Raw genomic sequence first — 23014 nt, 5'->3', positions numbered from 1 at the left:
TTTAATTAAATAATAATCTTTATTAATAGCTTGGTCATCAGGTACTTGACTGATTTATTTAAAAGTCCGTGGAACATTTTTTGGTGAATTGCCCCGAATAATAGAAATTTGACCTTGGGTAACTCAAATGAATACATGGGCAAAGTAATTGCAATTGCAAACCAAAAGGGAGGAGTAGGAAAAACGACAACTGCCATTAATCTGGCGGCTAGTCTGGCGGCGCTTGAATTCCGTACGCTTATCATAGACGCTGACCCACAGGCCAATTCAACTTCCGGACTTGGTTTCAATCCGCAGGAGATGGAAAACAGCATTTACGAATGCATGGTGGAGCAGGCGAAAACGGCGGACATTATCCTGGAAACCGATTTTCCGAATTTAAATTTATTACCCTCACACATTGATCTCGTAGGCGCGGAAATAGAGATGATCAATCTCAAAAACCGCGAGCAGCGCATGAAAGATGCCATTGCCGAGATTCGCGAAGATTACGATTTTATCATTATAGACTGTTCGCCCTCGCTAGGGCTTATCACGATCAACAGCCTTACCGCGGCCGATTCGGTCATTATCCCTGTTCAATGTGAATATTTTGCATTGGAAGGATTGGGTAAGTTGTTGAATACCATCACCATTATCCAGTCCCGGCTTAATACGGGATTGATCATTGAAGGCATCCTGCTCACCATGTATGACCTGCGGCTCCGGCTTTCCAACCAGGTTGTGAACGAGGTGACCAGCCATTTTGAATCCCTGGTTTTCAACACCATTATCCCTCGAAATGTACGCATCAGCGAGGCGCCAAGCTACGGAATCCCCGTGATGGCGCAGGATGCAGACAGCAAGGGAGCGGTGAGCTATTTGAATCTGGCCCGTGAAATTCTCAGTAAAAATGGTTTGCTGTCCTCTGACAGGTCGATGGGTGTAAACTGATAAATGATTGAATAGCGAGAAAGCAATGGAGAACAGTAAAGCCAAGAAAATGACAGGATTGGGAAGAGGCCTCGGAGCGCTTCTTCAGGATTCTGAAAAAGTAAATACGCATCGTACCAAGGAGCGACCGTCTGCCACGGACGTCGTGGGTTCGATGAGCGAAATTGATGTTAGCCTTATCGAGGCCAATCCTTACCAGCCCCGCACGAAATTCGATCAGGAATCCTTGCAGGAATTAGCGGATTCTATTCGCGTTCAGGGCATTATCCAACCCATTACCGTAAGACAATTGTCCGAAGACAGCTATCAGCTAATCTCCGGTGAAAGGCGTTTGCAGGCTTCCCGATCTATTGGAATGACTGCCATTCCTGCCTATATAAGGACTGCCAATGACCAGCAAATGCTGGAAATGGCACTGATCGAGAACATTCAGCGGGAAAACCTGAACTCGATCGAAATTGCGCTCAGCTATCAGAGGCTTATTTTGGAATGTAATCTCAAACAGGAAGAACTGGGCGTTCGCGTGGGCAAGAACCGCACGACGGTGAACAACTATATCCGTTTGCTGAAACTGCCGCCGGTGATCCAGGCTGCGCTTCGTGACAACCAGATCAGCATGGGGCATGCACGTGCGATTATCACCATTAACAGCGATCAGAGTCAATTAAAGATTTTTAACAAAATAATTGAAGAGGGCTGGTCGGTGCGAAAAGTGGAAGAGGAGGTCAGAAAGCTGGGAATGATGAGTAATATCTCGTTTGCGAGCAAAAAACAGGCAACAATTAATCAAGAAATTAAGTCGTTACAGTTTCAATTATCGTCCTTTTTCGGGGCTAAGGTTTCCGTAAAAAGCAATAATGATAACAAAGGTGAAATTAAGATCCCCTTTGCTTCTCAGGACGAGCTCAAAAAGATTCTGGAAACACTGAAATTTAAATAAGATTGAAAAACTGGTTTTGGCTTCTCGCATTGGTGTTGTTTTCAGTGGAAGCAATCGCACAAAAATCAAAAAAGGACACATTGCAACGCGGTGAGGCGCAAATTATCACAACAGATAGCACGCTGATTGGCGAAATAGATTCACTGACAGGGAAGAAAAAAGAAAAGAAGTTTTTCCCGGTCCCAAAAACGGCGACAAGGCTTGCATTGATTCCGGGAGGAGGGCAGATCTATAACCGCGATTACTGGAAACTTCCTATCGTTTACATTGCGTTCGGGGGCGGATTGTATGCTTATTATCTCAACTCCCTGAAATATCACGATTACCTGGACACTTACAGATCCTTTTATGATCTTGATCCAAATAGTCCGACTTACGGAAGCATAAAAAAAGGCTTAACACCGGATTCAACCAAGGCGATACGGGTTCGCAATTTGTTGAATACAAACAGTGAAATGACCGTAGCAACGCGTGACCAGGCTGCGAGAGGCAAAAATTACTGGCGACGCAACCGGGGTTTCGCTTTAATTGTGTCGGGTTTGATCTATACATTATCCATCGTCGAGGCGAACGTGGCGGCACATTTGAAGACATTCGATTTGTCGGAAGACCTTACCTTAAGAGTTGAGCCGAAACTGAACCAACCTGCCATGCTGACGCCGACACCCGGGGTTAGGCTGGTTTTTAACCTAAAATAGTTTAGTACAGAATAAATTTACGTTAATGAGGATTTTATTATTGGGATATGGAAAGATGGGAAAGACGATTGAAAAGATTGCACTCGAAAGAGGACATTCAATCGTAGGGAAAATTGACATTGATAACCGCTCGGAAATGGATGCATTGCAACCTGCCGATGTGGATGTTGCCATTGAATTTAGTGCTCCCGAAGCTGCCTATCACAATATTACATACTGTTTGAAAAAAGGCTGGCCCGTAGTAAGCGGCACAACCGGCTGGCTCGAACACCGGGCAGAGATTGAAAAGCTTTGTGTGCAGCAAAACGGTGCTTTCTTTTATGCTTCCAATTACAGCATTGGTGTAAACCTCTTCTTTCGCCTCAACCGTCAGCTGGCCAGGCTGATGAACGGACATGGTTACGAGCAATACATGACCGAAATCCACCACATTCACAAGCTGGACGCGCCCAGCGGCACAGCAATCACACTAGCGGAAGCGATTACAGACGAAATCGACAACCTGGAAGGCTGGAAACTGGCTCCTGAAACGGAAAGCGGTTACCTGCAAATTACTTCCAAAAGGGAGGGCGAAGTGCCCGGAACGCACATTGTACGCTACGAGTCGGAAGTGGATACCATTGAAATTTCACATACTGCACACAGTCGCGCCGGTTTTGCATTAGGGGCGGTGGTTTCGGCCGAATGGCTTCCCGGCAGAAATGGTGTTTTTGGAATGAATGATCTTCTGAAAATCTAAATATAAACTCTTAACTATCAATTGATTATAGCATGGCTATTAATAAAGAAATGACTTCCCGAACTGCTCATACCGGCAAAAGAAAATCGCCGGTCAGGGAATGGTTCGATTCCATACTTTTTGCTGTTGTTGCCGCGACCCTGATCCGTTGGTTGTTTTTCGAAGCCTTCACAATCCCGACGCCATCCATGGAGAACAGCCTTTTGGTAGGTGATTTCTTGTTTGTCAGCAAGCTGCATTATGGCACCAGGACGCCTAAAACGCCCTTGCAAGTGCCATTAACACATCAAACGATATGGGGAACCAGCATTCCTTCCTATTCAGATGCTATTCAATTGCCACAATATCGCCTGCCTGGTTTCAGCGAAGTGAAAAGGGGAGACGTTGTTGTTTTCAACTATCCGCCCGAATTACAACATCCGGTTGATTTGAAAACAAATTACATCAAGCGTTGCATGGGATTGCCCGGTGATAAGCTGGAAGTGAGAGATTTGCAGGTTTATGCCAATGGCACTGCGGTGGAAAATCCGGTTCGCATGGAGAATGAATATTTTGTTGCAACGACGACTTCTGTGAATGAGGAAAAAGTATTCAAGGAAAACGGCATCTCGGAGTACAATGCTTATACCGAGAGCTTTAATGATACAATTCCTTCCAATGACCAAATGGGTTACCTGGTTTTCACAACTGTGGAAATCGCGGCTAAACTGAAAGCCTATGATTTTGTAAAAGGCATTACATTGGTTAAATCATCCAAGGACATCAGCGAGCCAATGCTGTATCCGAATTCCTCTTTGTTCAAATGGAACCGCGATAATTACGGCCCCATCACCGTCCCCAAAGAAGGGGCGACCGTCCAGCTGACTCCTGAAAATCTTGCAACATATGGTCCTGTTATCAAGAATTACGAAGGACTGGAAGGCGTGGAGTTTGATGAAAAATCTTTGAAAGTGGCTGGTAAGGCTATTACAAGCTACACATTTAAGCAGGATTACTATTTCATGATGGGGGATAACCGTCATAATTCGGCTGATTCGCGCTATTGGGGATTTGTGCCGATGGATCACATTGTAGGCAAGGCGGTTTTCGTCTGGATGTCCATCGATCCAAGTCCAACGAGCTTCTTTAACAAAATCAGATGGAACCGTTTGTTCCGTGTGATCAACTAAGCAGGAGACATTATACATTGAAATGGTAGGGAGCGCATTTGTGCTCCCTATTTTTTTAATATATAAATAAACATTATATAACTCTTAACTTGTTATTAAGATAAGCATTATATTGCCAAAAATTTATAGTTCGGCATTATGTCTGTCACTTCTATTCCTGAAAAACCACAACAAGATAAACTAAAAAAATCTGCATTCCGGGAATGGCTGGATTCTGTGCTATTCGCGGTTATTGCGGCTACATTGATCCGTTGGCTATTTTTCAGCGCTTTTGTTATTCCCACATCTTCCATGGAGAATTCGCTTTTGGTAGGCGATTATCTGTTTGTGAGCAGGCTGCATTATGGCACAACCACACCCGTTACACCATTGCAAATGCCGCTCACGCATCAAACGATCTGGGGTACGAAAATTTCGTCTTACCTGGATTGGATACAGCTGCCACAATACCGGCTTCCGGGATTTGCGGATGTGAAACGGGGCGATGTGGTGGTTTTTAATTTACCGGTGGAGCATCCCAATGCATATGATAAATACAGTTCCGTGCTGCCGGACCTGCATCCGCATCCGCTGGATCTGAGGTCCAATTATATCAAAAGATGTGTTGCTATCGCAGGGGATAAGCTCGAAGTAAAGGGTGGCCAGGTGTATGTGAATGGGGCAGCGCAAAAGAATCCGGTCCGGATGCAGAGTGAATATTTTGTGTCCACATCAACGCCGGTGAACGAACAAAATGTGTTTCGCAAAAATGGCATTACGGACTTCTCCCAATTCACGGAAACGTTTAACGATACCATTGCTTCCAATGATCAGTCGGGCTACATTATCAAGACAACGAGCACGATAGCTGAGAAATTAAATAGTTTTGATTTTGTCAAAAAGATTGAGCCTATTTACAGCAGCAAGGGACTTAAAGAACCTTTTCTTTTTCCTAAGACGGATTTAATGTATTGGAATAAAGATAATTATGGCCCTATCATTGTGCCGAAAGAAGGAATGACCGTTCCATTGTCTCCCCTGAACATCGCGGTTTATGGTGAGGTAATCAGAAATCACGATGGCAATGATAACGTAGAGATTAAGGATGGCAAAATCCTTCAAAATGGAAAAGTGCTAACCAATTACACATTTAAGCAGGATTACTATTTCATGATGGGCGATAACCGGCACAATTCAGCCGATTCAAGATATTGGGGATTTGTGCCCAAAGACCACATTGTTGGAAAAGCAGTTTTTGTATGGATGTCACTGGATCCTGATCCCGTTAGTTTTGTAAATAAAATACGCTGGGACAGAATTTTCAGGATTATTGAATAGCAAAAAAGACCGGTGATGAGCCGGTCTTTTGCATTTATCATAGGTTTATAATCAATCCTCCTGAGAGAATACAAGCACTGAATATGGCGGGATTTGCAATGTGGCGTGCGCCGACATACTGTCAAATTCACCATCCATTGTTTCAATGTCAAACACACCCAGATGCGAAAATTCCGGATCATATTGTTCATTGTCGCTGTTGAATCGCAGGTGCCATTTCCCGGCTCTCGGGAATCCAACTTTATAGTCATGGAATGTTTCAATTGAAAAATTCAGTACGACAACAACGCTGTCTTTTGGCCCGCCTTCACTCCAACGGTGCATCACGATCACTTTCTTGTCCTTATCGGCCCGAATGATCTCGATGTTCTGGCCTTGCAACCCTTTTGTTACACCGAACCAGTTCCGGCGCATATGGATCATATCACGGTGTAAAGTCGCAAATCCACTGAATTTTTCCAGTCTTGACCAATCAATCGGGTCGCTGTCGGAAAACCATTTATCTTCTAACAAGGGTTGTCCCTGGAAAACCATCGGAATGCCTGGTGAAGTAAGCACCAGCGCAACGCCCAAAGCAGCGCGTTTTTTAGAATACCAATTATTTACATCGCCATCTGCAATCTCTTCCGCCACGCGCGCCTGACCGTTAGCCACTTCGTCGTGTGATTCCGTATAAATAATGCGTTGAAAGGAATCTTCATTGTAACGGTGTGTAATCGCTTCAACAACATCCTCCATATTCCGGTCCTGATCGTTAGCGGTGATAATGGCTTCACGAACCGAATGTACGAACCTGGCGTCCCATTGAGAACCGTAGCCCAGGCCTCCATCTTCGACAGAGTCCGTAATGAAGTCCAGCGAATGCATATCTTCTGCAATGGTTATGCAGTTTGGATAACATTCACGAATGTCTTTATTGATCCACTGCATTAACGAAATGCCCTCGGGTATATCATTACCAGGATTTCCGTCTGCTTTCACATTCCGTATGTAAGGGACCATATCCATTCTCAGTCCATCTACACGGAACTCGCGCAGCCACATCATGGCATTGTCATGAATGTATTGTCTTACTTCACCACGGCCGTAATCCGGGCGGGTGCTGCCCCAAGGTGTTTCTGCACGCCAGTCGTTATAAAAGTAAATGCCGCCGCCGTCGTTCTCATGCCATCCGTCAAATTGCCAGATGTCCAGGTCCGAAGGCCCGAAGTGGTTATATACCACGTCCAGGATGACGGCTATGCCGGCCTCATGTGCTGCCTTCACGAATGCTTTCAAGCCATCGGGGCCGCCGTAGTCCGATTCTATCGCGAAAGGACTTGCTGGATTATATCCCCACGAACGCGATCCTGGAAACTCAGAACAGGGCATTAATTCAACAGCGTTGAAACCCATTTCTTTTAGATATGGCAGCTTTTCAATAGCGGTGTATAATGTTCCGATTTGTCCTTCTTCCTTCACATGGAAGGTTCCTACGTGAAGCTCATATATAACCAGCTCGTGCCAGCTTGGGATTTGAAAACCAACATCCTGCCAATCGAAACTTGCGTGGTTGTACACCACGCAGTTTCCGGCCGAGTTGGTCATTTTCAATGCGTAAGGATCGTTTCTGTGTAATTCTCCGGATGGTGTCTGCAAAACAAACTTGTATTCATCACCTTCTTTTGAATTCTCTATAAGTGCACCCCAATGTCCGTTTTCTTCTTGTGAAAGGGGATTAGCATCTGCTTTCCAATCATTAAAAGTCCCCACTACCGAAACACTTTCAGCGTGTGGCGCCCACACCCTGTAATAAACTCCTTCCGGGTAGCACGTCGCACCCATTCCTTCAAAACTCTGAACCGGTTCTGTTTCAGCGGCCTGTAAATTATCCATATTCCCTTTGAGGATTTTTGTTATTTTTGATTTATCTTCATTACGTATATAGGCAAATTGTATGCCACTCAAAACACACTATCATGTTGGAATTAACAGAGTACGAAAAGATCTGTACACTCGCGCTTATACACACGCCCGGGGTCGGCGCAGTTACCATCCGGCAGCTTATCAGCCATTGCGGCGGCGCGGAGAAAGTTTTTAAATCCGACTACCGAAAACTCGTCCATATTCCCGGTGTCGGCGACAAAGTAGCCAGGGCGATATTAAACAAGGAATCGCTTGGAATGGCTGAAAAGGAATTTCTCAGCTGCAACAACACCGCAACCAACCTTCACTTCTTTACTGACCCGGCTTATCCGGCCAGACTGAAATCGCTTTACGATTCACCCATTGTCCTTTACTCACGCGGCAATTTTGACTTCAATATGAGCCGGACGGTGGGCATCGTCGGGACGCGGCAGGTGAGTGAATATGGGAAATCGGTGACGGAAACCATCATTAAGGAGCTGGAACCTTATCACGTAATGGTCGTAAGCGGCCTGGCATTCGGTGTGGATATCACCGCCCACCGCGCTTGTTTGAAACACAATATGCCGACGATTGGCGTTATGGCCAGCGGCTTGGACGTCATCTATCCTTTTGCCCACAAAAAAACAGCATTTGAAATGCAGGAAAACGGTGGCCTTGTTACCGAGAATGCACTCGCTACCAAACCTGATTTTATGAGATTTCCGGCAAGAAACCGAATCATTGCGGGGCTGAGTGATGTTACCATTGTGGTAGAGTCGGCGCGGAAAGGCGGCAGCCTGATTACGGTCGAGTTTGCTCAGAATTACCACAGGGATGTTTACGCAGTGCCAGGCATGCTGGGCAGCGTGCATTCAGAAGGTTGTAACTTTCTGATCCGGGACAACAAAGCGTCCATATTCACGTCTGTTGAGGATATGGCGGCGGCGATGGGCTGGGAGCAGGCAGGAGACGAGCCTGCGGCAGTTCGTCCGGTCCAGATGCAGGCAAGCTTTGAAGGGTTTACACAGGACGAAGGCCAGATATTGGCATTGCTCCGGCAAAAAGGCATTATGCAAGTCGACGAACTTTCCTGGCATGCCGGAATGCACTTGAATAAACTGGCGGCATTGTTGCTTAACCTGGAATTCCAGGGAATGGTGCGGTCGCTGCCAGGGAAAAAATATGGATTGATTTAAATGCAGGAAAAAAGCATCATACAGATTATAAAAGAAGGAGAGGGGCTTACGACCGAATTTAAAAGGACGATTGACAGCCCGTACAAAATTGCTAAAACCATTGTATCGTTTGCCAACACCTCCGGCGGCACCTTATTGATCGGGATTGCCGATTCGGGCGCGATCCTGGGCGTTGGTTCCGAGCTGGCTGAGCTGAAAAAGCTGGAAACGGCCACGGGCAAATTGATTGAGCCGAAGCTGACAATCCGAATAAAATCTGCGTTACTTGACGGAAAGAAGGTGATGCAGGTGGATGTTGACGAAAGCCCCGATAAGCCACATTATGCGGTGAATGAGAAAGATATGCGGATCATTTACATTCGGGTAAAGGACAAAAGCATTCCCATTCCAAAACTGCTCATGCAGGGAGAAACCGATGCCGACCTGGAAAAACTATTGGCATCCAGACACGTAAAGACATTGATCACTTATCTCAGGGAGCAGGATTCGGTAACAGCCAAAGTTTTTTCAAGAATTATCAATATTTCCGAAAAACGGGCGGAACGAATGCTGCATGATCTGGCAGAGAAACAGGTGCTGCTCAAAATTTCGCGAAACAAACCCGAAGCATTCAGTTTGAAATGGGCCAAATAAAAAAGCAGAAAGCCAGACATTCACCTGACTTTCTGCTTTTAACTTCTAATTTTCTACACTTCTTAGTTGATCCCAACCAATTCAAGCTCAAAAATCAGGTCCTGACCTGCTAATGGGTGATTGGCATCCAGAATAACATATTCTTCTGTCACCTCTTTGACCACAACCGGGATAACCTGTCCGCCATCCTGATGCATATTAAGCGTTCCACCTACTTCCAGGGGAATATCGGCAGGAATTTGTGAGCGTTCGAAATTGATAACCATATCCTCATTTACAGGGCCGTAAGCTTCTGCATTCGGGATGTGAATGGTCTTTTTATCACCGATTTCCATGCCTGTAACGCCATCATCAAAACCTTTGATAACCTGGCCGCTACCCAGCTTGAAATTTAACGGATCGCGTCCTTCCGAAGAATCAAAAAGTTGTCCGTCTGTCAAAGTCCCTTTGTAATGGACTTGTACATTGTCACCTGCCTGCGCCTGCTTCATCTTGTAAATCTTAAATGGTTAAAAATGCCTTACTAACAGCGGATTAAAAACTGCTTTCGGATTGATAAAATTAATATGCCCGGGCAAAGACGACTCTTCCTGCCGAAGGCTTTCCTGAGTAAATACAAACACCGGATTCTTTCACCTGATCCAATGGGATGCAGCGGATCGTAGCCTTTGTTTCTTCTTTGATCTTTTCCTCAGTTTCTGATGTGCCGTCCCAATGCGCCAGAATAAACCCGCCTTTGGAATCGAGCACTTTATTAAATTCTTCAAACGAATCGACCTTTGTCGTGTTCTCTTCGCGGAATGCAAGTGCTTTGTTGTAAATGGATTCCTGAATGTTGTCCAGCAACGATTGGATGAATTCGGCAATGCCTTCCAGTGAAACCGTTTCTTTTGTTTTGGTATCTCTGCGTGCAACCTCCACCGTTCCGTTTTCAAGATCGCGTGCACCCATAGCAAGACGCACGGGAACGCCTTTCAGTTCATACTCGGCAAATTTATAACCAGGTTTGTAGGCATCACTGTTGTCAAATTTCACACTGATCCCCAGTTTTTTAAGCTCCTTGGAAATTTCCTTTACTTTTTCGGAAATTAAATTCAACTGCTCCTCATTTTTATAAATTGGAACAATCACCACCTGGATAGGGGCCAGTTTCGGAGGCAAAACCAATCCGGCGTCATCAGAATGCGCCATGATCAGTGCGCCCATTAACCGCGTGCTCACGCCCCATGAAGTTCCCCATACATATTCCAGCTTACCATCCTTATCCTGAAATTTTACATCAAAAGCAGTGGCGAAATTCTGACCCAGGAAGTGGGACGTTCCGGCCTGCAAGGCCTTGCCATCCTGCATTAACGCTTCGATGCAATAGGTGTTCACTGCGCCAGCAAAGCGCTCATTTGCCGTTTTTACGCCTTTTACAACAGGAAGCGCCATCCATTCCTCGGCAAACTGCCCATAAATGTCAAGCATTTGCTCTGTTTCTGCAATGGCTTCCGAAGAAGTTGCATGCGCGGTGTGGCCTTCCTGCCAAAGGAACTCAGCCGTGCGCAGAAAGAGGCGCGTACGCATTTCCCAACGCACCACATTCGCCCATTGGTTGATCAGCAAAGGCAGGTCGCGGTAGGACTGGATCCAGTTCTTATAAGTGCTCCAAATCACCGTTTCCGAAGTTGGGCGAACGATCAGTTCCTCTTCCAGTTTCGCATCCGGATCTACAATGACTCCTTTTCCATTGGGATCATTTTTTAGCCGGTAATGCGTCACAACGGCACATTCCTTAGCAAAACCTTCCACATGCGAAGCCTCTTTGCTCAGGTAGGATTTGGGTATAAAAAGCGGGAAATAAGCGTTGGTATGGCCTGTTTCCTTGAACATATCGTCCAGTGCGCGCTGCATCTTCTCCCAGATAGAATAGCCATATGGCTTAATTACCATACAACCTCTTACAGCGGAATTTTCGGCCAGGTCGGCCCTTTTTACTAACTCATTGTACCATTCGGAGTAATTTTCACTTCGGGTTGGTAAGGCTTTACTCATTATTAGGATTATTTGATAAATGAAAAGGAGTATATCGTTATGTTCATCCTGTTTTTTCAAGAGTTGCAAAGATAGTTTTTTATGTTAACTTTGGAATTAATGTATTGTAACGGACGTTTACTTAGTACTTAGGAACGAATTTATATATATATTAGCAACAAACTTTTAATCCTTAAAAGCCATGACGATGATCAATAAAGCAAAATATCTTTCTTTGCTAGTGTTGCTGGGAGCTTGGGGATGTACCACAAATCAATATGTTTCACGATCAGGCGGTTATGATGACCTCTACGGAAATAACACCGGCCCTGGCGTAGTGAGAGGAGAACAGGGTGCAGATCAAGATATTTCCCGCTCAGACAATCCCGACTACGCCTATACGGGCAATGCGGATGAAGGAACAAGTGATTACTACGATGAGTCCTATTTGTCTTCAAGAAGTGTGAAGCGTGCGCTTTCACCGGATCCAGGCTATAACGCCGGATTTGCAGATGGTTACGACCGCGGCGCATCCCGATTTGCTAATCCTTACGGCTTTGGCGGTTTGGGTTCTTACTGGCCCGGAAGCATGATGAATCTTGGCTTCCAGTTCGGATACGGCAGGATTCGTCCTTACGTAGGTTTTGGAATGGGTTCAATGCTGGGATATGGTTACTCGCCCTGGGGGATGAACAGCATGTATGGATTCGGTTATGATCCATTTGGTTACAACGGTTTCGGATACAATGGCTTCGGTTATTCTCCATGGGGCTACAACAGCATGTATGGATACGGTTATGATAGCTTCTACGGAGGTGGTTATGGCTACAATCCATGGGCTTACAGCCGTCCGGTTGTCGTAGTGAATAATTACGAAAGCAGAGGCTTGACCAGAACAGCCGGACCACGCGTGGTTGCCGGAACAAGTTCAAGAAGCAACAGCCGCTCTAACAGCAACGGAAATTACGTGGGTTCTCCACGGAGTTCATCAGGCAACAGATCAGGCAGAAGTGCAGCAAACAGCACAATTTCAGCCAATGATACTTATTCTTCACCACGGTCGTCAAGATCGGGTAACAGAACGGGCGTTGCAGATGCGGGAGGAAGAAGAGCCGCTGGAAGTTCTTACAACAGCAGCAGAGGTTCAAGCGAAGGAAACAATGTATATTACTCACGTCCACGTGCCAGCAGCGGAAGCAATTATTCTTCTGATGGCGTAACAACAAGAAGCTACCAGGCATCGCCAAGGTCTTCAAGAGGTTCAAGTGGCAGTACTTATACGGCTCCGACGAGAAGCCAGTCTGACTACACTGCTCCGACAAGAAGTTATTCAACACCGAGCAGCAGAAGCGAGTCTTACTCAGCTCCTCAACGCACATACAGCCAGCCTACTTACAGCGCACCATCCAGAAGTTACAGTGCTCCTGCGAGCAGTGGCGGTGGTAATGGCGGCGGGGCAACCCGTTCTTCTTCAAGAGGACCAAGATAATCGGGCTGATAATTGCGCTTAAAAATGAATTTCAAACCCTGCAAGATGTCATAATTTTGCAGGGTTTTCGTTTAATTAGTATTTGAACTAACTGTCGAATTCTTTATCTGAAACATGACTAAACCACTTCTTTGGGGCGCTGTGTTCTGTGCCCTTTTAACTTCCTCAACAACCTACGCGCAATACGCAACAGACGCTTTGCGATATTCCGAAAGTGACCAGACCGGATCAGCCAGATTCCAGTCCTTAGGCGGCAATCACGCTTCGCTGGGTGGTGACCCGAGCTCAATTCATGGCAACCCGGCCGGGTTGGGATTTTATACCAGATCCGAACTTACATTCAGTCCGGGAATCACGCCTAGCAATACCAAAACCAGCTACTTAGGCGATAAAAACTCAGCAAACAAAGGGAACCTGAACATTGCACAGGCATCGTTGGTGATAGCCAGCCAGCCGGGCTTTCAGCGCAAATGGAAACGCTCTTCACTGGGTATATCGTTTTCACGGCAGCAGTCATTCCGGGACCATTATACATTCTCAGGTCCCAATGACAAGAGTGCCTTTGTAGATAAAGTGGTTGAAGATGCCAATGCCGGCGCCGTCTCTATCCAGCAGCTTGAAGCAGACTTTGAGCGCAATCCTTCTAATGGCGGCCCGATGGCTTACTCTCTGCCGGCAGCTTATTATCAAATGTATCTGATAAGCCCATCGTCAGAAACCGGGCCTCCGTACAACGCACTCGATAAAAACAGCGTCGTGGACCAGTTCGGAACTTATACGGCAACCGGCGCAAATACGCAGTGGACGATCGCCTATGCAGGTAATTATAATGATAAACTGTACATCGGTGCCAACTTCGGTTTCAGCAGGCTGCGATACAATTACGACCGCACCTTTCAGGATAGTTATGTGAACAGTCCGGAGTTGATATACACCCAACAAAATGAAGCCTTAACCGTAACCGGCAACGGGGTGAATTTTGCTCTTGGTGTAATTTATAAGGTTAACCCTGTTTTCCAGCTGGGCGGTGTGCTTACCAGTCCTACATTCAGCTCGATCAAAGAGACTTTTACACAAAATGTCAGCGCGGAATTTGTTGATGACCGTGTAACCGGTCCGGATGGAACATTGATCCAGCCTCCCTATTTGAACCTGCCGATCGCACCCAATGATTTCGTCTATTCACTGAGAAGTCCGCTAAAAGCAAATTTTGGAGCAACATTCTTCGTGCAAGACAGAGGATTCATAACCGGTTCGATAGAATATCAAGATTACAGTGCCATGGGCGTTCGGACAAATTACCTCAGCAGCAGTGACAATTCTGCATTTAAGTCCAATACAAAAGCTGAACTTCAAGACACATTCCGCAGCTCCTATAATTTCAGATTAGGCGGTGAGTTCAGGGCGAATTTATTCCGGGCAAGGCTTGGCGCTGCTTATATCGGCGATCCTTACCAAAACAATGACGGAATTAAAAGAGATAAGCTGCTTTTTTCAGCCGGAGTTGGCATTCGTAAAGACAGGTTTTTTGCCGACCTCAGCGGAACAATGAGCACATTCAAATCCCTTTATACACCCTATGTCTTAAATAATCCCGAAAACTATGCGTCTGTTGAAGTGACGCACAGGCCGGTAAATGTTGTAATGACTTTTGGGATGAATTTCTAAAAACGATCTCAGCTTTAAATGAAAAATGCCCTCAACCAGTGATCCACTTGTTGAGGGCATTTTTCTGTTATGCAGGTATCCTACAATAACGGATGAAGCATTTCTAGTAAATGATTTGCTTCAATTTCACCTTTTATAACAATGTCTGCTTGTGAATAAAACGGCAGGCGCTCATTGATTTTGTTCTGTAATGTTTCTTCAAGCGAAGTTGCTCCCGACAAGATAGGACGATCGTCCTTGCCGTGGCTGCGGATCCTTTTGGCCAGGCTGGAAGCAGGAACATCCAGAAATACGCTGATGCCCATTCCCTTAATAAAAGCCATATTATCATGAAAACAAGGTGTTCCTCCGCCCGATGCCAGCACGATGCCTTGCTGTGAAGCCTGTTCCTTCAAGATACGGCTCTCTACTTCACGGAAGTACGGTTCGCCCTTATGTGCAAACAAGGCAGGAATGTCGCTTTGCTGATCCTTTTCGATCAATTTATCCAGATCAACAAACTTGTAACCCAGCAGCCTCGCCAGCTTTTTTCCTAATGTCGATTTGCCGGACGACATCATACCGACTAATATGACATTCTTCATGCTCATTATTTTACCAGATCAATGACTTCCTCTGCGTCCGGCGTATCGTTATAATGCCATTTTCCTTTTACTACGCCATCCTTCAAAAGCCACAAGCCCGGATTGGACCTGGAAATGGTTTTTAAAACCGTGGCATCTACATAATAGTAAGGAGCATTGAGCTGATGCGCCGCCAGGAATTTTACAATTTCTTCACTATTGCCGGATGTAAGGATAATGGGTTCTACGCCCTTAGTTTTTACCCTGTTAATCAGCTTGTTAATGTCTGGTAAGGCAGCAGTATTAATGTCTGTCAGGTTTTTAATGATCAGGAAAAGCTTCTTGCCTTTGAATGTTTCCTCAGTATAATCGCCTGCATCATTCCAGACTTTGTAATCTGTAATTTTAGGCTTTGCATCCTCATTCAGCACAACCATTTCCTTGAAAACCAATGTGGTATCACTTGGATATTTTTCAAACTCAACTTCTTTGCCGCCTTTATCAAAAATATACAGATAGCGCAATGGCTCGGAAGGTTTCAGCTGGGCCGGAATGCTGGCGCCAACACGGTAGGGGAGCAGATCAAGAATGGGCAGATGTCTTAACGCGTAAACAGCAATGCCGAGCGAAGCAATGGTTGAAATGACGACAATAATGCCGGTGGGCAGTGCCTTGAATTTCTTTCTGTAAAAAATGATGATCAGGATCAGCGCAAGCAGGAAAATGTCTTTTCCAAACGAAGTCCAGGGCGTGAGCTTGATCGCCGCGCCAAAGCAGCCGCAATCCGTTACTTTATTGAAATAAGCAGAATAGAATGTCAGGAAGGTAAAAAATACAATGATCAGCAGGAGCGACCAGGCGGTTGTTCTGGGTTTATATCCTACAAGCAATGCAATGCCCAGCACCACTTCGGCCGTACACAGAAAGACTGAAAAGTAAAGCGCCAGCGGAACAAGCGCCATGAAAAAATCATGAAACTGGGGCAGGTCCGTTGCAAAGACTTCGAAATATTCTTCCAGCTTGTACTGTGTCCCAACGGGATCATTCAGCTTGATCAGACCTGAGAAGATGAAGAGTAAGCCAACAATGACGCGTGAGATCTGAGCAAGGATTTTCATTTCAAAAATTTTAGGAATGCCAGTAACGACGATATCGGATCAATTGGTTTGCAAAGCATTGGATTTGATCAAACAAAAGACAGAATAGTTGATAATGTCCTGATAACCAGCTTTAACTCCCTCGGAAACAAGGGTTAACCCCTGATTGTCTTCAATCTGCTTGATCCTTAATAGCTTCATGAGAATGATATCGGTCATAGAACTAACGCGCATATCGCGCCAGGCTTCGCCGTAATCATGATTTTTATTAAACAGCAATTCCTTCACTTCGTTCACTTGCTGATTGTATAATGTCGTCATTTCGGTGTCATTGATATCCTGCTTCTGCTCAATAGAGGCGATCTGGATCAATGCCATTACGCAGTAATTGATGATGCCTATGAACTCGGAGGAAACATCTTCGTCCACTTTCTGCATGCCTTTTTCCTGAATGGTGCGGATGCGTTGCGCTTTGATGAATATCTGGTCGGTAAGGGAAGGGATGCGTAGTATGCGCCAGGATGTCCCGTAATCTTTATTTTTTTTTGCGAAAAGATCTTGGCAATACTGAATGATTTCCTGATATTCCGATTCTGTGGATTTCACTGCGTAAAATTGGTTTACTGCTTAATAGACAAGAAAATCAAACACTTTGATAATCACTTCCTTGTCTGGATTTAACAAGATTTTATGTTGCAAGTTAGCAAAAAAACGCTCAACATCAGGGGCAAACTGCTCGATCTGTCCACGCCAGCCGTGATGGGGATTCTCAATATTACACCCGATTCATTTTACGAAGGAAGCCGGATGCGATCGGAAGATGAATTACTATCAAAAGCAGGTCAGATGCTGGCTGAGGGTGCCACGATGGTCGATATTGGCGGATATTCCACACGTCCCGGTGCAAAGGAAGTGAAAGCGGCCGAAGAGTCGGATCGGGTGGAGTCGGCTGTGGTGCCACTGAATAAAAATTTCCCTGAACTGATTATTTCTGTCGATACATTTCGGTCCGAAGTAGCGAGGCGGGCAATAGAAACAGGTGCCCACATCGTTAATGATGTTTCCGGAGGAACTCTGGACGATCAGATGTTTGATGTTGTCAGCACATTACGCGTTCCTTACATATTAATGCATATGCGCGGAACGCCACAAACGATGAGCACGATGACCACTTATAATCAAGTCGTTCCGGATGTTTTGAAAGATTTGAAAGGGAAAATAGATAAGCTGAGATCCTTGGGCGTTGCGGACATCATTGTGGATCCAGGTTTCGGATTTGCCAAGAATACGGAACAGAATTTCGAGTTGATGCATCATTTGTCAGCATTCAGCCTTCTGGACTGCCCGCTTCTGGTTGGCATTTCGCGGAAAGCAACCATTTATAAAACGTTAGGCATATCCGCTGCGGAAGCATTAAATGGTACGTCTGTGATGAATACAATGGCTTTGGAGCGAGGGGCTTCCATTATTCGGGTGCACGATGTAAGGCCTGCTGCGGAAGCTGTTAAACTGTGGATGGCTACTTCAAGTGTAAATTAAAAAGAGTAATTTAGTCGCGAAATAATATTGATTTTCTTATGCGTGTGGGTTTTTTAAACGTCAATTGGGCTGACGTCCTGGATGTTTTTTTGGTGGCCATCCTTCTTTATCAGGTTTTTACACTGGTCCGTGGAAGCATCGCGAGCCGGGTTTTTCTGGGTTACCTGTTTGTTTACGTGTTTTATCTGGTGGTAAAAGGACTGGGACTGGGCTTACTCACCGCTATCCTTCAATATTTCATGGGCGTGGGAGCCGTGGCATTGATCGTGATTTTTCAGCAGGAAATCCGGCGGTTTTTGCTCATTATAGGTAAGTCGACCATTTATACCAATAATGGGTTGCTTAAAAAAATGATGGGCAATTCGGTGCTGGACCTGAAAGGTAAAAATCTAAAAGAGATCGTGGATGCTTCCAAGACTATCGCCGCCAATTTCACCGGGGCACTCATAGTTATCAATAAGCGCGACGATCTGGGTAAGTTTGTGGAGACGGGTGAACTATTGGATGCCCGCGTTTCCAAGCCGCTGCTGGTTTCTTTATTTAATCAATATAGTGAGCTGCACGACGGCGCTATTATCATTGTGGACGGCATTTTGAAAGCGGCCAGGTGTGTTTTACCGGTTGCCGACGGCATCGATGTTCCATCGTCGCTGGGATTCAGGCATCGTGCCGCCATGGGCATGAGCGAGGCTACGGACGCCATCGTGATCGTTATTTCGGAGCAGACAGGTAAAATTTCGCTTGCTGTGGAAGGCGAGCTGCACAGCAACATTCCTTATTCTGAATTAGAAAACCGCATTGAAGAATATCTGAATTCGGATGTGCAACGTATGCCCAAGTGAGTATTGTAAGGTTTAGCAAATATATTTACAGCTAAATTTGGCATTTCAACAAGCAATTTCTATTTTTGCAAACCGAATAGAAGAAGAGAAAATTATCATTACAAAATGGCAAATCATAAATCAGCATTAAAAAGAATCCGCGCTAACGAAACAAAGCGTTTGCGTAATCGCTACCAACACAAAACTACACGTTCATACATAAAGAAATTGCGTGATACGACCGATAAGGCAGTAGCTGTTGAAGTTTACAAAACTGTATCTTCAATGTTGGATCGTTTGGCAAAGAAAAACATCATCCACAAGAAAAAAGCTTCTAACCAGAAGTCGAAATTGGCCAGATTGGTTAATTCACTTTCAGTTGCAGCATAATTTTTTGTAGCAAAGATTTTAGCCCCGGTAACGCTGTTATCGGGGCTTTTCTTTTTTTATCGTATATTGCGGATTGAAAAAGAAACCTTGTACGGCTTAAACCCTTTACAAGGTTTCTTTGGTTTAACCACCTTTTTCATAATGTAACCACCTTTAACTTAAATTCACTCTATGAAAAAAGTCGCATTATTTGCTGGTTTGGCAGCGTTCGGAGCAGTTCCGGCGATTGCCCAATCACCCATTAACTTTAATGCCCGGGGCTTGGTCGTTGTTTCCGATGCCGACATGGCAGCATCAGCGCTGGTCGATGGCAAGCTGTTGAGGGACAACACGGCAAAAGACCTGCTGACAACCATTAAATTTCCAGTTGAAAGAGGAAGCAAGGGATTGGGAAGCGCTATCGTATCCAACTCTGTGCTCGCATCTTCAAAGACATTAGCCGTCCCGGCCAACGGATCACTGGCATTCGTGCTGGACAGCAGGCTGCGCCCTGAGGACGGCGTAAATGAATATAAAGACGCGACCGCTGAATTTCCGGCTGGCGAAAAGTTATTCGTAGTGGATATTGCCAACCTGGCAGCGCCGAAGGCTAAGTTTGGATTTACAGTTGGGAAAAAACCGATTGCCATGGACGTTAACAAAAATGAGCTGATTTTAACCACCAATGAGGTGGGCAAAGAGCTTGTTTTTATTGAGGCAGCAGCAGACGGCAAGCCTGCGCGTGTTCTGAACTTACCGGCAACCATTGACTCAACCAATAAAATCATAGACATTACCTGGCATCCGTCTGGTGATTTCATCGCATTTACGCTTGACAACTCCAATGAAGTCGGACTTTATAAAGTGATCCGGGAAGCAGGAAAGTTGAAGAATGTGGAAATGGTTGGCAAGCCTGTGAAAGTAGGAGCGGAGCCATCTTTTGGAAGATTCTCGGCAGATGGAAGGCATTATTTTGTGCTGGATACGAAGTCCGCAGCGCCTGGAAAAGGGGCAGGAGACGGCGAAATCCATGTTGTCAATTTCTCTATGGATGGCGCGATCGAACATAAAGTAGCAGTGCAGGTTCCTGCCGGAACAAATACAGGGTCATTTGCGGTAAGCCCGGACGGCTCTATGCTGGTAACTGTAAATGCGGGCAAAAGCGGTGCGCCCTGGACGGAACCAGGTTCAGGAGCCGGTGCTTCGCTGACATTATATAAAGTTGCAGCGCCTACGGGCGCACTGACAAAAGTGGCTGATTATCCTTTTGAAGGGATTTATCCGCAAAGCGTCGCATTTGATAAGGATGGTTCAAATGTTGCCGTTTCTGTGTTTGAATATCTTGCTTATGGCACAGGAAATGGCGGAGTTGAATTCTGGACAGTTGCAAAAGGCGATTCGCCTTCGCTCAAAAAGCAGGGTGCGATGATCAGCATTGGCAAAGGCGCCCATACATTGCGGGTTATTCCTTAATCTTATTTCAATATTTCTGTGAAGCGGACCGGTAATCACCGGTTCGCTTCGTTTGTTTTAGTTTGTTCAACATGCGAATTCGTTCTGAATTTCGTAGTTTTGCGCTTTCATTCATAAAAATTATTTTAAAATGATTACGGTTCAGAACGTATCATTGCGATACGGCAAAAGGGTATTATTCGACGAGGTAAATATAAAGTTTGTTCCCGGCAATTGTTATGGTGTGATCGGAGCGAATGGCGCTGGGAAATCTACATTCTTGAAGATCCTTTCGGGCGAAATAGAACCGCAGACAGGCAATGTAAGCATGAACCCCGGGGAAAGGATGACTTTCCTGAAACAGGATCAGTTCGAATTCGATGCATATACTGTGATGGATACGGTGATCCTGGGCCATGAGCGCCTTTACAAGATTATGAAGGAGCGCGAGGCGATTTATGAAAAAGAAGAATTTACAGATGCCGATGGTGAAAAAGCAGCCGATCTGGAAGCCGAATTCGCTGACTTGAATGGTTGGGAAGCTGAAACCGAAGCTGCGCAATTATTGAGCGGACTAGGCCTTACGGAAGAGCAGCATTCTGCCACAATGGGCGATCTGAATGCTAATGATAAAGTGCGGGTCTTACTTGCGCAGGCGCTTTTTGGAAATCCGGACGTGCTGCTTCTGGATGAGCCTACCAACAACCTTGATGTTGAAACGGTGCTCTGGCTGGAAAACTTCCTTGCCGATTTCAAAAACACCGTGATCGTTGTTTCCCACGACAGGCACTTCCTGGATGAGGTTTGTACGCATGTGGTCGACATTGATTTCAGCAAAGTGCAGATGTTCTCGGGTAACTATTCTTTCTGGTACGAGTCCAGCCAGCTTGCTTTGAAGCAGCGTCAGGACCAGAACAAGAAATCCGAGGATAAGCGCAAGGAATTAGAGGATTTCATCAGGAGATTTAGTGCTAATGCTTCGAAATCCAAGCAAGCAACTTCCCGAGCCAAACTGTTGGATAAGCTTACCATTGATGACATTAAGCCGTCTTCGCGTAAATATCCATATATCGCTTTCAAATCTGAAAGGGAAGTTGGCGATCAGCTTCTGCGTGTTGAAGGTTTGTCAAAAACGGCTGATGACGGAACAAAGCTTTTTGAAAATGTTAGTTTCAATGTAAATAAAGGGGACAAAATAGCGTTCGTGAGCCGCAATGTGATGGCAATCAGCTCTTTCTTTGATATTATCAATGAAGAACAAAAGGCGGACAAAGGAACTTACACCTGGGGCGTTACCATCACCAAGTCATATTTCACAAAAGATCCGACTTCGTTTTTTGACGTCGATCTGAATCTGGTTGACTGGCTTCGTCAATATTCTGAGGAGAAGGACGAAAGCTTTATCCGCGGATTTTTGGGAAGAATGCTTTTCTCGGGTGAAGAATCTTTAAAGAAAGCGAAAGTGCTGTCGGGAGGTGAAAAAGTGCGTTGTATGCTTTCCAGAACCATGTTATCGGGAGCTAATGCATTGATTTTGGATGACCCTACCAACCACCTTGACCTTGAATCCATTACGGCATTGAACAATGGCCTGATTGATTTCTCCGGTTGTCTTTTGTTCTATTCCCATGACCACCAATTCGTTCATACTATCGCGAACAGGATCATTGAAATCGGGCCGAAAGGAATTTTGGATAAACTAATGTCTTACGACGAATTCCTGAAAGACGAAACTGTGAAGCAACAGCGTCAGAAGCTTTACTAAAAGCAAAGTTACTATAAATGAAAAGGCCCGGTTACTGTGAAGTAATCGGGCCTTTTACTATAAAATCAAATGCTACTCGTAACTCAAACCATACTGCTTTAAAACATCCGCAGGAACACCTTCCCACACATTTGGCGTGTTACCCATATAACCCAGGTCAGCAATGCCAATTTTGGATGTATAGTAACCAGATGCCGTTAAATTCCGCATGAGATTGAAGAAGGCAACACCCTGGCTGTGTAATGGTTTCGCTTTTTCAGGATATGCAATATCGTCTACAATCTGCAATTGCTGCGCTTTGGTCAATAGTGTGAAGCCTTTTTTGAATCTTTTGTTGGATTCCAGTTCCAGCCATTTCAATCCACCACGCAAAGGAACCTGGTTTTGAGGCATATCCTTCACAATGAATTCGATAAAATCCGGCACACCGGCTTGTGACGCGCTGCCCGATTTATCGTCGGCTGGAATGATGATGTCTACCAGCACTTTAATGGTTGCCAGTTCTGCCGCTGTTAGGAATTTTTCCTTCATTAATTTGGCGTCCCTGATCGCTTCTTCCTTTGTGCGTCCACCTGGAATTTTAAGCGGGGTTTCCGGGGGTGTTTGGATATCAAGTTCTCTTTGTTCAGCGAGGGCAACCTGCGGGCTCAATGCCGTTATCCCCAATGAACTGAGCGTTAATGCTTTTAATGTATCTCGACGTTTCATAGTTATGATTTGAAA

The 23014-nt window shown here is 45.3% G+C and carries 22 protein-coding genes; 15 read left to right on the top strand and 7 right to left on the bottom strand.

The features are described 5' to 3' along the window. Positions 1-135 precede the first annotated feature (135 nt). The 6 genes from G395_RS0112310 (at position 136) to lepB (G395_RS0112285) (ending at position 5796) form a co-directional block, all read left to right on the top strand. Entirely contained in the window at positions 136-933 is a 798-nt protein-coding gene (locus tag G395_RS0112310) for a ParA family protein (RefSeq protein WP_026630315.1), read from the top strand. Between the two features lie 25 nt (positions 934-958). Further along, the gene (locus G395_RS0112305; protein WP_026630314.1) at positions 959-1873 is read left to right on the top strand and encodes a ParB/RepB/Spo0J family partition protein; all 915 of its coding nucleotides are present in this window, start codon (positions 959-961) and stop codon (positions 1871-1873) included. Positions 1874-1875: 2 nt separating this feature from the next. Beyond that, positions 1876-2571 (top strand): DUF5683 domain-containing protein, encoded by a 696-nt coding sequence (locus G395_RS0112300; protein ID WP_026630313.1) that lies wholly within the window; start codon positions 1876-1878, stop codon positions 2569-2571. A 25-nt stretch (positions 2572-2596) separates the two neighbouring features. Then, on the top strand, positions 2597-3310 hold the full coding sequence (gene dapB / locus G395_RS0112295; protein WP_026630312.1) for a 4-hydroxy-tetrahydrodipicolinate reductase: 714 nt from the start codon (positions 2597-2599) through the stop codon (positions 3308-3310). Between the two features lie 32 nt (positions 3311-3342). Beyond that, a complete protein-coding gene (gene lepB, locus G395_RS0112290; RefSeq protein ID WP_026630311.1) occupies positions 3343-4479 on the top strand; it encodes a signal peptidase I in 1137 nt (378 codons plus the stop codon). Positions 4480-4617: 138 nt separating this feature from the next. Then, positions 4618-5796: a signal peptidase I gene (gene lepB, locus G395_RS0112285; RefSeq protein WP_026630310.1), complete on the top strand. Its 1179-nt coding sequence runs from the start codon at positions 4618-4620 to the stop codon at positions 5794-5796. Positions 5797-5847: 51 nt separating this feature from the next. On the opposite strand, the gene G395_RS0112280 is transcribed toward lepB (G395_RS0112285), so the two are convergent. After that, complete coding sequence (locus tag G395_RS0112280; protein WP_026630309.1) at positions 5848-7671, bottom strand: alpha-amylase family glycosyl hydrolase; 1824 nt, start codon at positions 7669-7671, stop codon at positions 5848-5850. 83 nt (positions 7672-7754) lie between these two features. Here G395_RS0112280 and dprA point away from each other — a divergent pair, with 83 nt between their 5' ends. Together dprA and G395_RS0112270 are read left to right on the top strand one after the other, a co-directional pair. Then, positions 7755-8879 (top strand): DNA-processing protein DprA, encoded by a 1125-nt coding sequence (dprA, locus tag G395_RS0112275; RefSeq protein ID WP_026630308.1) that lies wholly within the window; start codon positions 7755-7757, stop codon positions 8877-8879. Continuing rightward, positions 8880-9512 carry an AlbA family DNA-binding domain-containing protein gene (locus tag G395_RS0112270; protein ID WP_026630307.1) on the top strand — a complete coding sequence of 211 codons (633 nt, stop codon included), beginning with the start codon at positions 8880-8882 and terminating at the stop codon, positions 9510-9512. A 62-nt stretch (positions 9513-9574) separates the two neighbouring features. On the opposite strand, the gene G395_RS0112265 is transcribed toward G395_RS0112270, so the two are convergent. Together G395_RS0112265 and proS are read right to left on the bottom strand one after the other, a co-directional pair. Continuing rightward, positions 9575-10003 carry an FKBP-type peptidyl-prolyl cis-trans isomerase gene (locus G395_RS0112265; protein ID WP_026630306.1) on the bottom strand — a complete coding sequence of 143 codons (429 nt, stop codon included), beginning with the start codon at positions 10001-10003 and terminating at the stop codon, positions 9575-9577. 70 nt (positions 10004-10073) lie between these two features. Then, the gene (gene proS, locus G395_RS0112260; protein WP_026630305.1) at positions 10074-11549 is read right to left on the bottom strand and encodes a proline--tRNA ligase; all 1476 of its coding nucleotides are present in this window, start codon (positions 11547-11549) and stop codon (positions 10074-10076) included. 187 nt (positions 11550-11736) lie between these two features. On the opposite strand from proS, the gene G395_RS0112255 reads away from it, so the two are divergent. Both G395_RS0112255 and G395_RS0112250 read left to right on the top strand, forming a co-directional pair. Then, entirely contained in the window at positions 11737-13017 is a 1281-nt protein-coding gene (locus G395_RS0112255; protein ID WP_026630304.1) for a hypothetical protein, read from the top strand. 114 nt (positions 13018-13131) lie between these two features. Continuing rightward, positions 13132-14685, top strand: coding sequence for a hypothetical protein (locus G395_RS0112250; RefSeq protein ID WP_026630303.1), 1554 nt, complete (start codon positions 13132-13134; stop codon positions 14683-14685). A gap of 80 nt (positions 14686-14765) precedes the next feature. On the opposite strand, the gene G395_RS0112245 is transcribed toward G395_RS0112250, so the two are convergent. The 3 genes from G395_RS0112245 to G395_RS0112235 are packed head-to-tail and all read right to left on the bottom strand — an operon-like array spanning position 14766 to position 16951. Then, positions 14766-15269, bottom strand: a complete 504-nt coding sequence (locus G395_RS0112245; protein ID WP_026630302.1) for a shikimate kinase — start codon at positions 15267-15269, stop codon at positions 14766-14768. 5 nt (positions 15270-15274) lie between these two features. Continuing rightward, positions 15275-16366 carry a BT_3928 family protein gene (locus G395_RS0112240; protein ID WP_026630301.1) on the bottom strand — a complete coding sequence of 364 codons (1092 nt, stop codon included), beginning with the start codon at positions 16364-16366 and terminating at the stop codon, positions 15275-15277. A gap of 39 nt (positions 16367-16405) precedes the next feature. After that, on the bottom strand, positions 16406-16951 hold the full coding sequence (locus G395_RS0112235) for a DUF1599 domain-containing protein (RefSeq protein WP_026630300.1): 546 nt from the start codon (positions 16949-16951) through the stop codon (positions 16406-16408). A gap of 84 nt (positions 16952-17035) precedes the next feature. Between G395_RS0112235 and folP the strand changes: the two genes are divergently transcribed. From folP to G395_RS0112210, 5 genes are all read left to right on the top strand, one after another. Further along, the gene (folP, locus tag G395_RS0112230; protein WP_026630299.1) at positions 17036-17884 is read left to right on the top strand and encodes a dihydropteroate synthase; all 849 of its coding nucleotides are present in this window, start codon (positions 17036-17038) and stop codon (positions 17882-17884) included. 38 nt (positions 17885-17922) lie between these two features. After that, positions 17923-18726: a diadenylate cyclase CdaA gene (gene cdaA / locus G395_RS0112225; protein WP_026630298.1), complete on the top strand. Its 804-nt coding sequence runs from the start codon at positions 17923-17925 to the stop codon at positions 18724-18726. Positions 18727-18831: 105 nt separating this feature from the next. Then, positions 18832-19095, top strand: a complete 264-nt coding sequence (gene rpsT, locus G395_RS0112220; RefSeq protein ID WP_026630297.1) for a 30S ribosomal protein S20 — start codon at positions 18832-18834, stop codon at positions 19093-19095. A gap of 171 nt (positions 19096-19266) precedes the next feature. Next, positions 19267-20547 carry a beta-propeller fold lactonase family protein gene (locus G395_RS0112215; protein WP_026630296.1) on the top strand — a complete coding sequence of 427 codons (1281 nt, stop codon included), beginning with the start codon at positions 19267-19269 and terminating at the stop codon, positions 20545-20547. Between the two features lie 130 nt (positions 20548-20677). After that, positions 20678-22291, top strand: a complete 1614-nt coding sequence (locus tag G395_RS0112210; protein ID WP_026630295.1) for an ABC-F family ATP-binding cassette domain-containing protein — start codon at positions 20678-20680, stop codon at positions 22289-22291. 72 nt (positions 22292-22363) lie between these two features. On the opposite strand, the gene G395_RS0112205 is transcribed toward G395_RS0112210, so the two are convergent. Continuing rightward, complete coding sequence (locus tag G395_RS0112205; RefSeq protein WP_026630294.1) at positions 22364-22999, bottom strand: gluconate 2-dehydrogenase subunit 3 family protein; 636 nt, start codon at positions 22997-22999, stop codon at positions 22364-22366. Positions 23000-23014: the final 15 nt, after the last annotated feature.

Origin of the sequence: Dyadobacter alkalitolerans DSM 23607 (assembly GCF_000428845.1) — a bacterium.
Taxonomy (GTDB): domain Bacteria; phylum Bacteroidota; class Bacteroidia; order Cytophagales; family Spirosomataceae; genus Dyadobacter; species Dyadobacter alkalitolerans.
This window is presented reverse-complemented; position numbering and strand designations above follow the sequence as displayed.

Bases quoted from the DNA above. Each gene is read 5' to 3' on its own strand.
- G395_RS0112280 (WP_026630309.1), bottom strand. From the start codon at position 7,671: ATGGATAATTTACAGGCCGCTGAAACAGAACCGGTTCAGAGTTTTGAA.
- G395_RS0112250 (WP_026630303.1), top strand. From the start codon at position 13,132: ATGACTAAACCACTTCTTTGGGGCGCTGTGTTCTGTGCCCTTTTAACT.
- folP (WP_026630299.1), top strand. From the start codon at position 17,036: ATGTTGCAAGTTAGCAAAAAAACGCTCAACATCAGGGGCAAACTGCTC.
- proS (WP_026630305.1), bottom strand. From the start codon at position 11,549: ATGAGTAAAGCCTTACCAACCCGAAGTGAAAATTACTCCGAATGGTAC.
- rpsT (WP_026630297.1), top strand. From the start codon at position 18,832: ATGGCAAATCATAAATCAGCATTAAAAAGAATCCGCGCTAACGAAACA.
- lepB (WP_026630310.1), top strand. From the start codon at position 4,618: ATGTCTGTCACTTCTATTCCTGAAAAACCACAACAAGATAAACTAAAA.
- G395_RS0112215 (WP_026630296.1), top strand. From the start codon at position 19,267: ATGAAAAAAGTCGCATTATTTGCTGGTTTGGCAGCGTTCGGAGCAGTT.
- G395_RS0112240 (WP_026630301.1), bottom strand. From the start codon at position 16,366: ATGAAAATCCTTGCTCAGATCTCACGCGTCATTGTTGGCTTACTCTTC.
- dprA (WP_026630308.1), top strand. From the start codon at position 7,755: ATGTTGGAATTAACAGAGTACGAAAAGATCTGTACACTCGCGCTTATA.
- G395_RS0112265 (WP_026630306.1), bottom strand. From the start codon at position 10,003: ATGAAGCAGGCGCAGGCAGGTGACAATGTACAAGTCCATTACAAAGGG.
- lepB (WP_026630311.1), top strand. From the start codon at position 3,343: ATGGCTATTAATAAAGAAATGACTTCCCGAACTGCTCATACCGGCAAA.
- cdaA (WP_026630298.1), top strand. From the start codon at position 17,923: ATGCGTGTGGGTTTTTTAAACGTCAATTGGGCTGACGTCCTGGATGTT.
- G395_RS0112255 (WP_026630304.1), top strand. From the start codon at position 11,737: ATGATCAATAAAGCAAAATATCTTTCTTTGCTAGTGTTGCTGGGAGCT.
- G395_RS0112210 (WP_026630295.1), top strand. From the start codon at position 20,678: ATGATTACGGTTCAGAACGTATCATTGCGATACGGCAAAAGGGTATTA.
- G395_RS0112245 (WP_026630302.1), bottom strand. From the start codon at position 15,269: ATGAAGAATGTCATATTAGTCGGTATGATGTCGTCCGGCAAATCGACA.
- G395_RS0112310 (WP_026630315.1), top strand. From the start codon at position 136: ATGGGCAAAGTAATTGCAATTGCAAACCAAAAGGGAGGAGTAGGAAAA.
- G395_RS0112205 (WP_026630294.1), bottom strand. From the start codon at position 22,999: ATGAAACGTCGAGATACATTAAAAGCATTAACGCTCAGTTCATTGGGG.
- G395_RS0112270 (WP_026630307.1), top strand. From the start codon at position 8,880: ATGCAGGAAAAAAGCATCATACAGATTATAAAAGAAGGAGAGGGGCTT.
- G395_RS0112305 (WP_026630314.1), top strand. From the start codon at position 959: ATGGAGAACAGTAAAGCCAAGAAAATGACAGGATTGGGAAGAGGCCTC.
- dapB (WP_026630312.1), top strand. From the start codon at position 2,597: ATGAGGATTTTATTATTGGGATATGGAAAGATGGGAAAGACGATTGAA.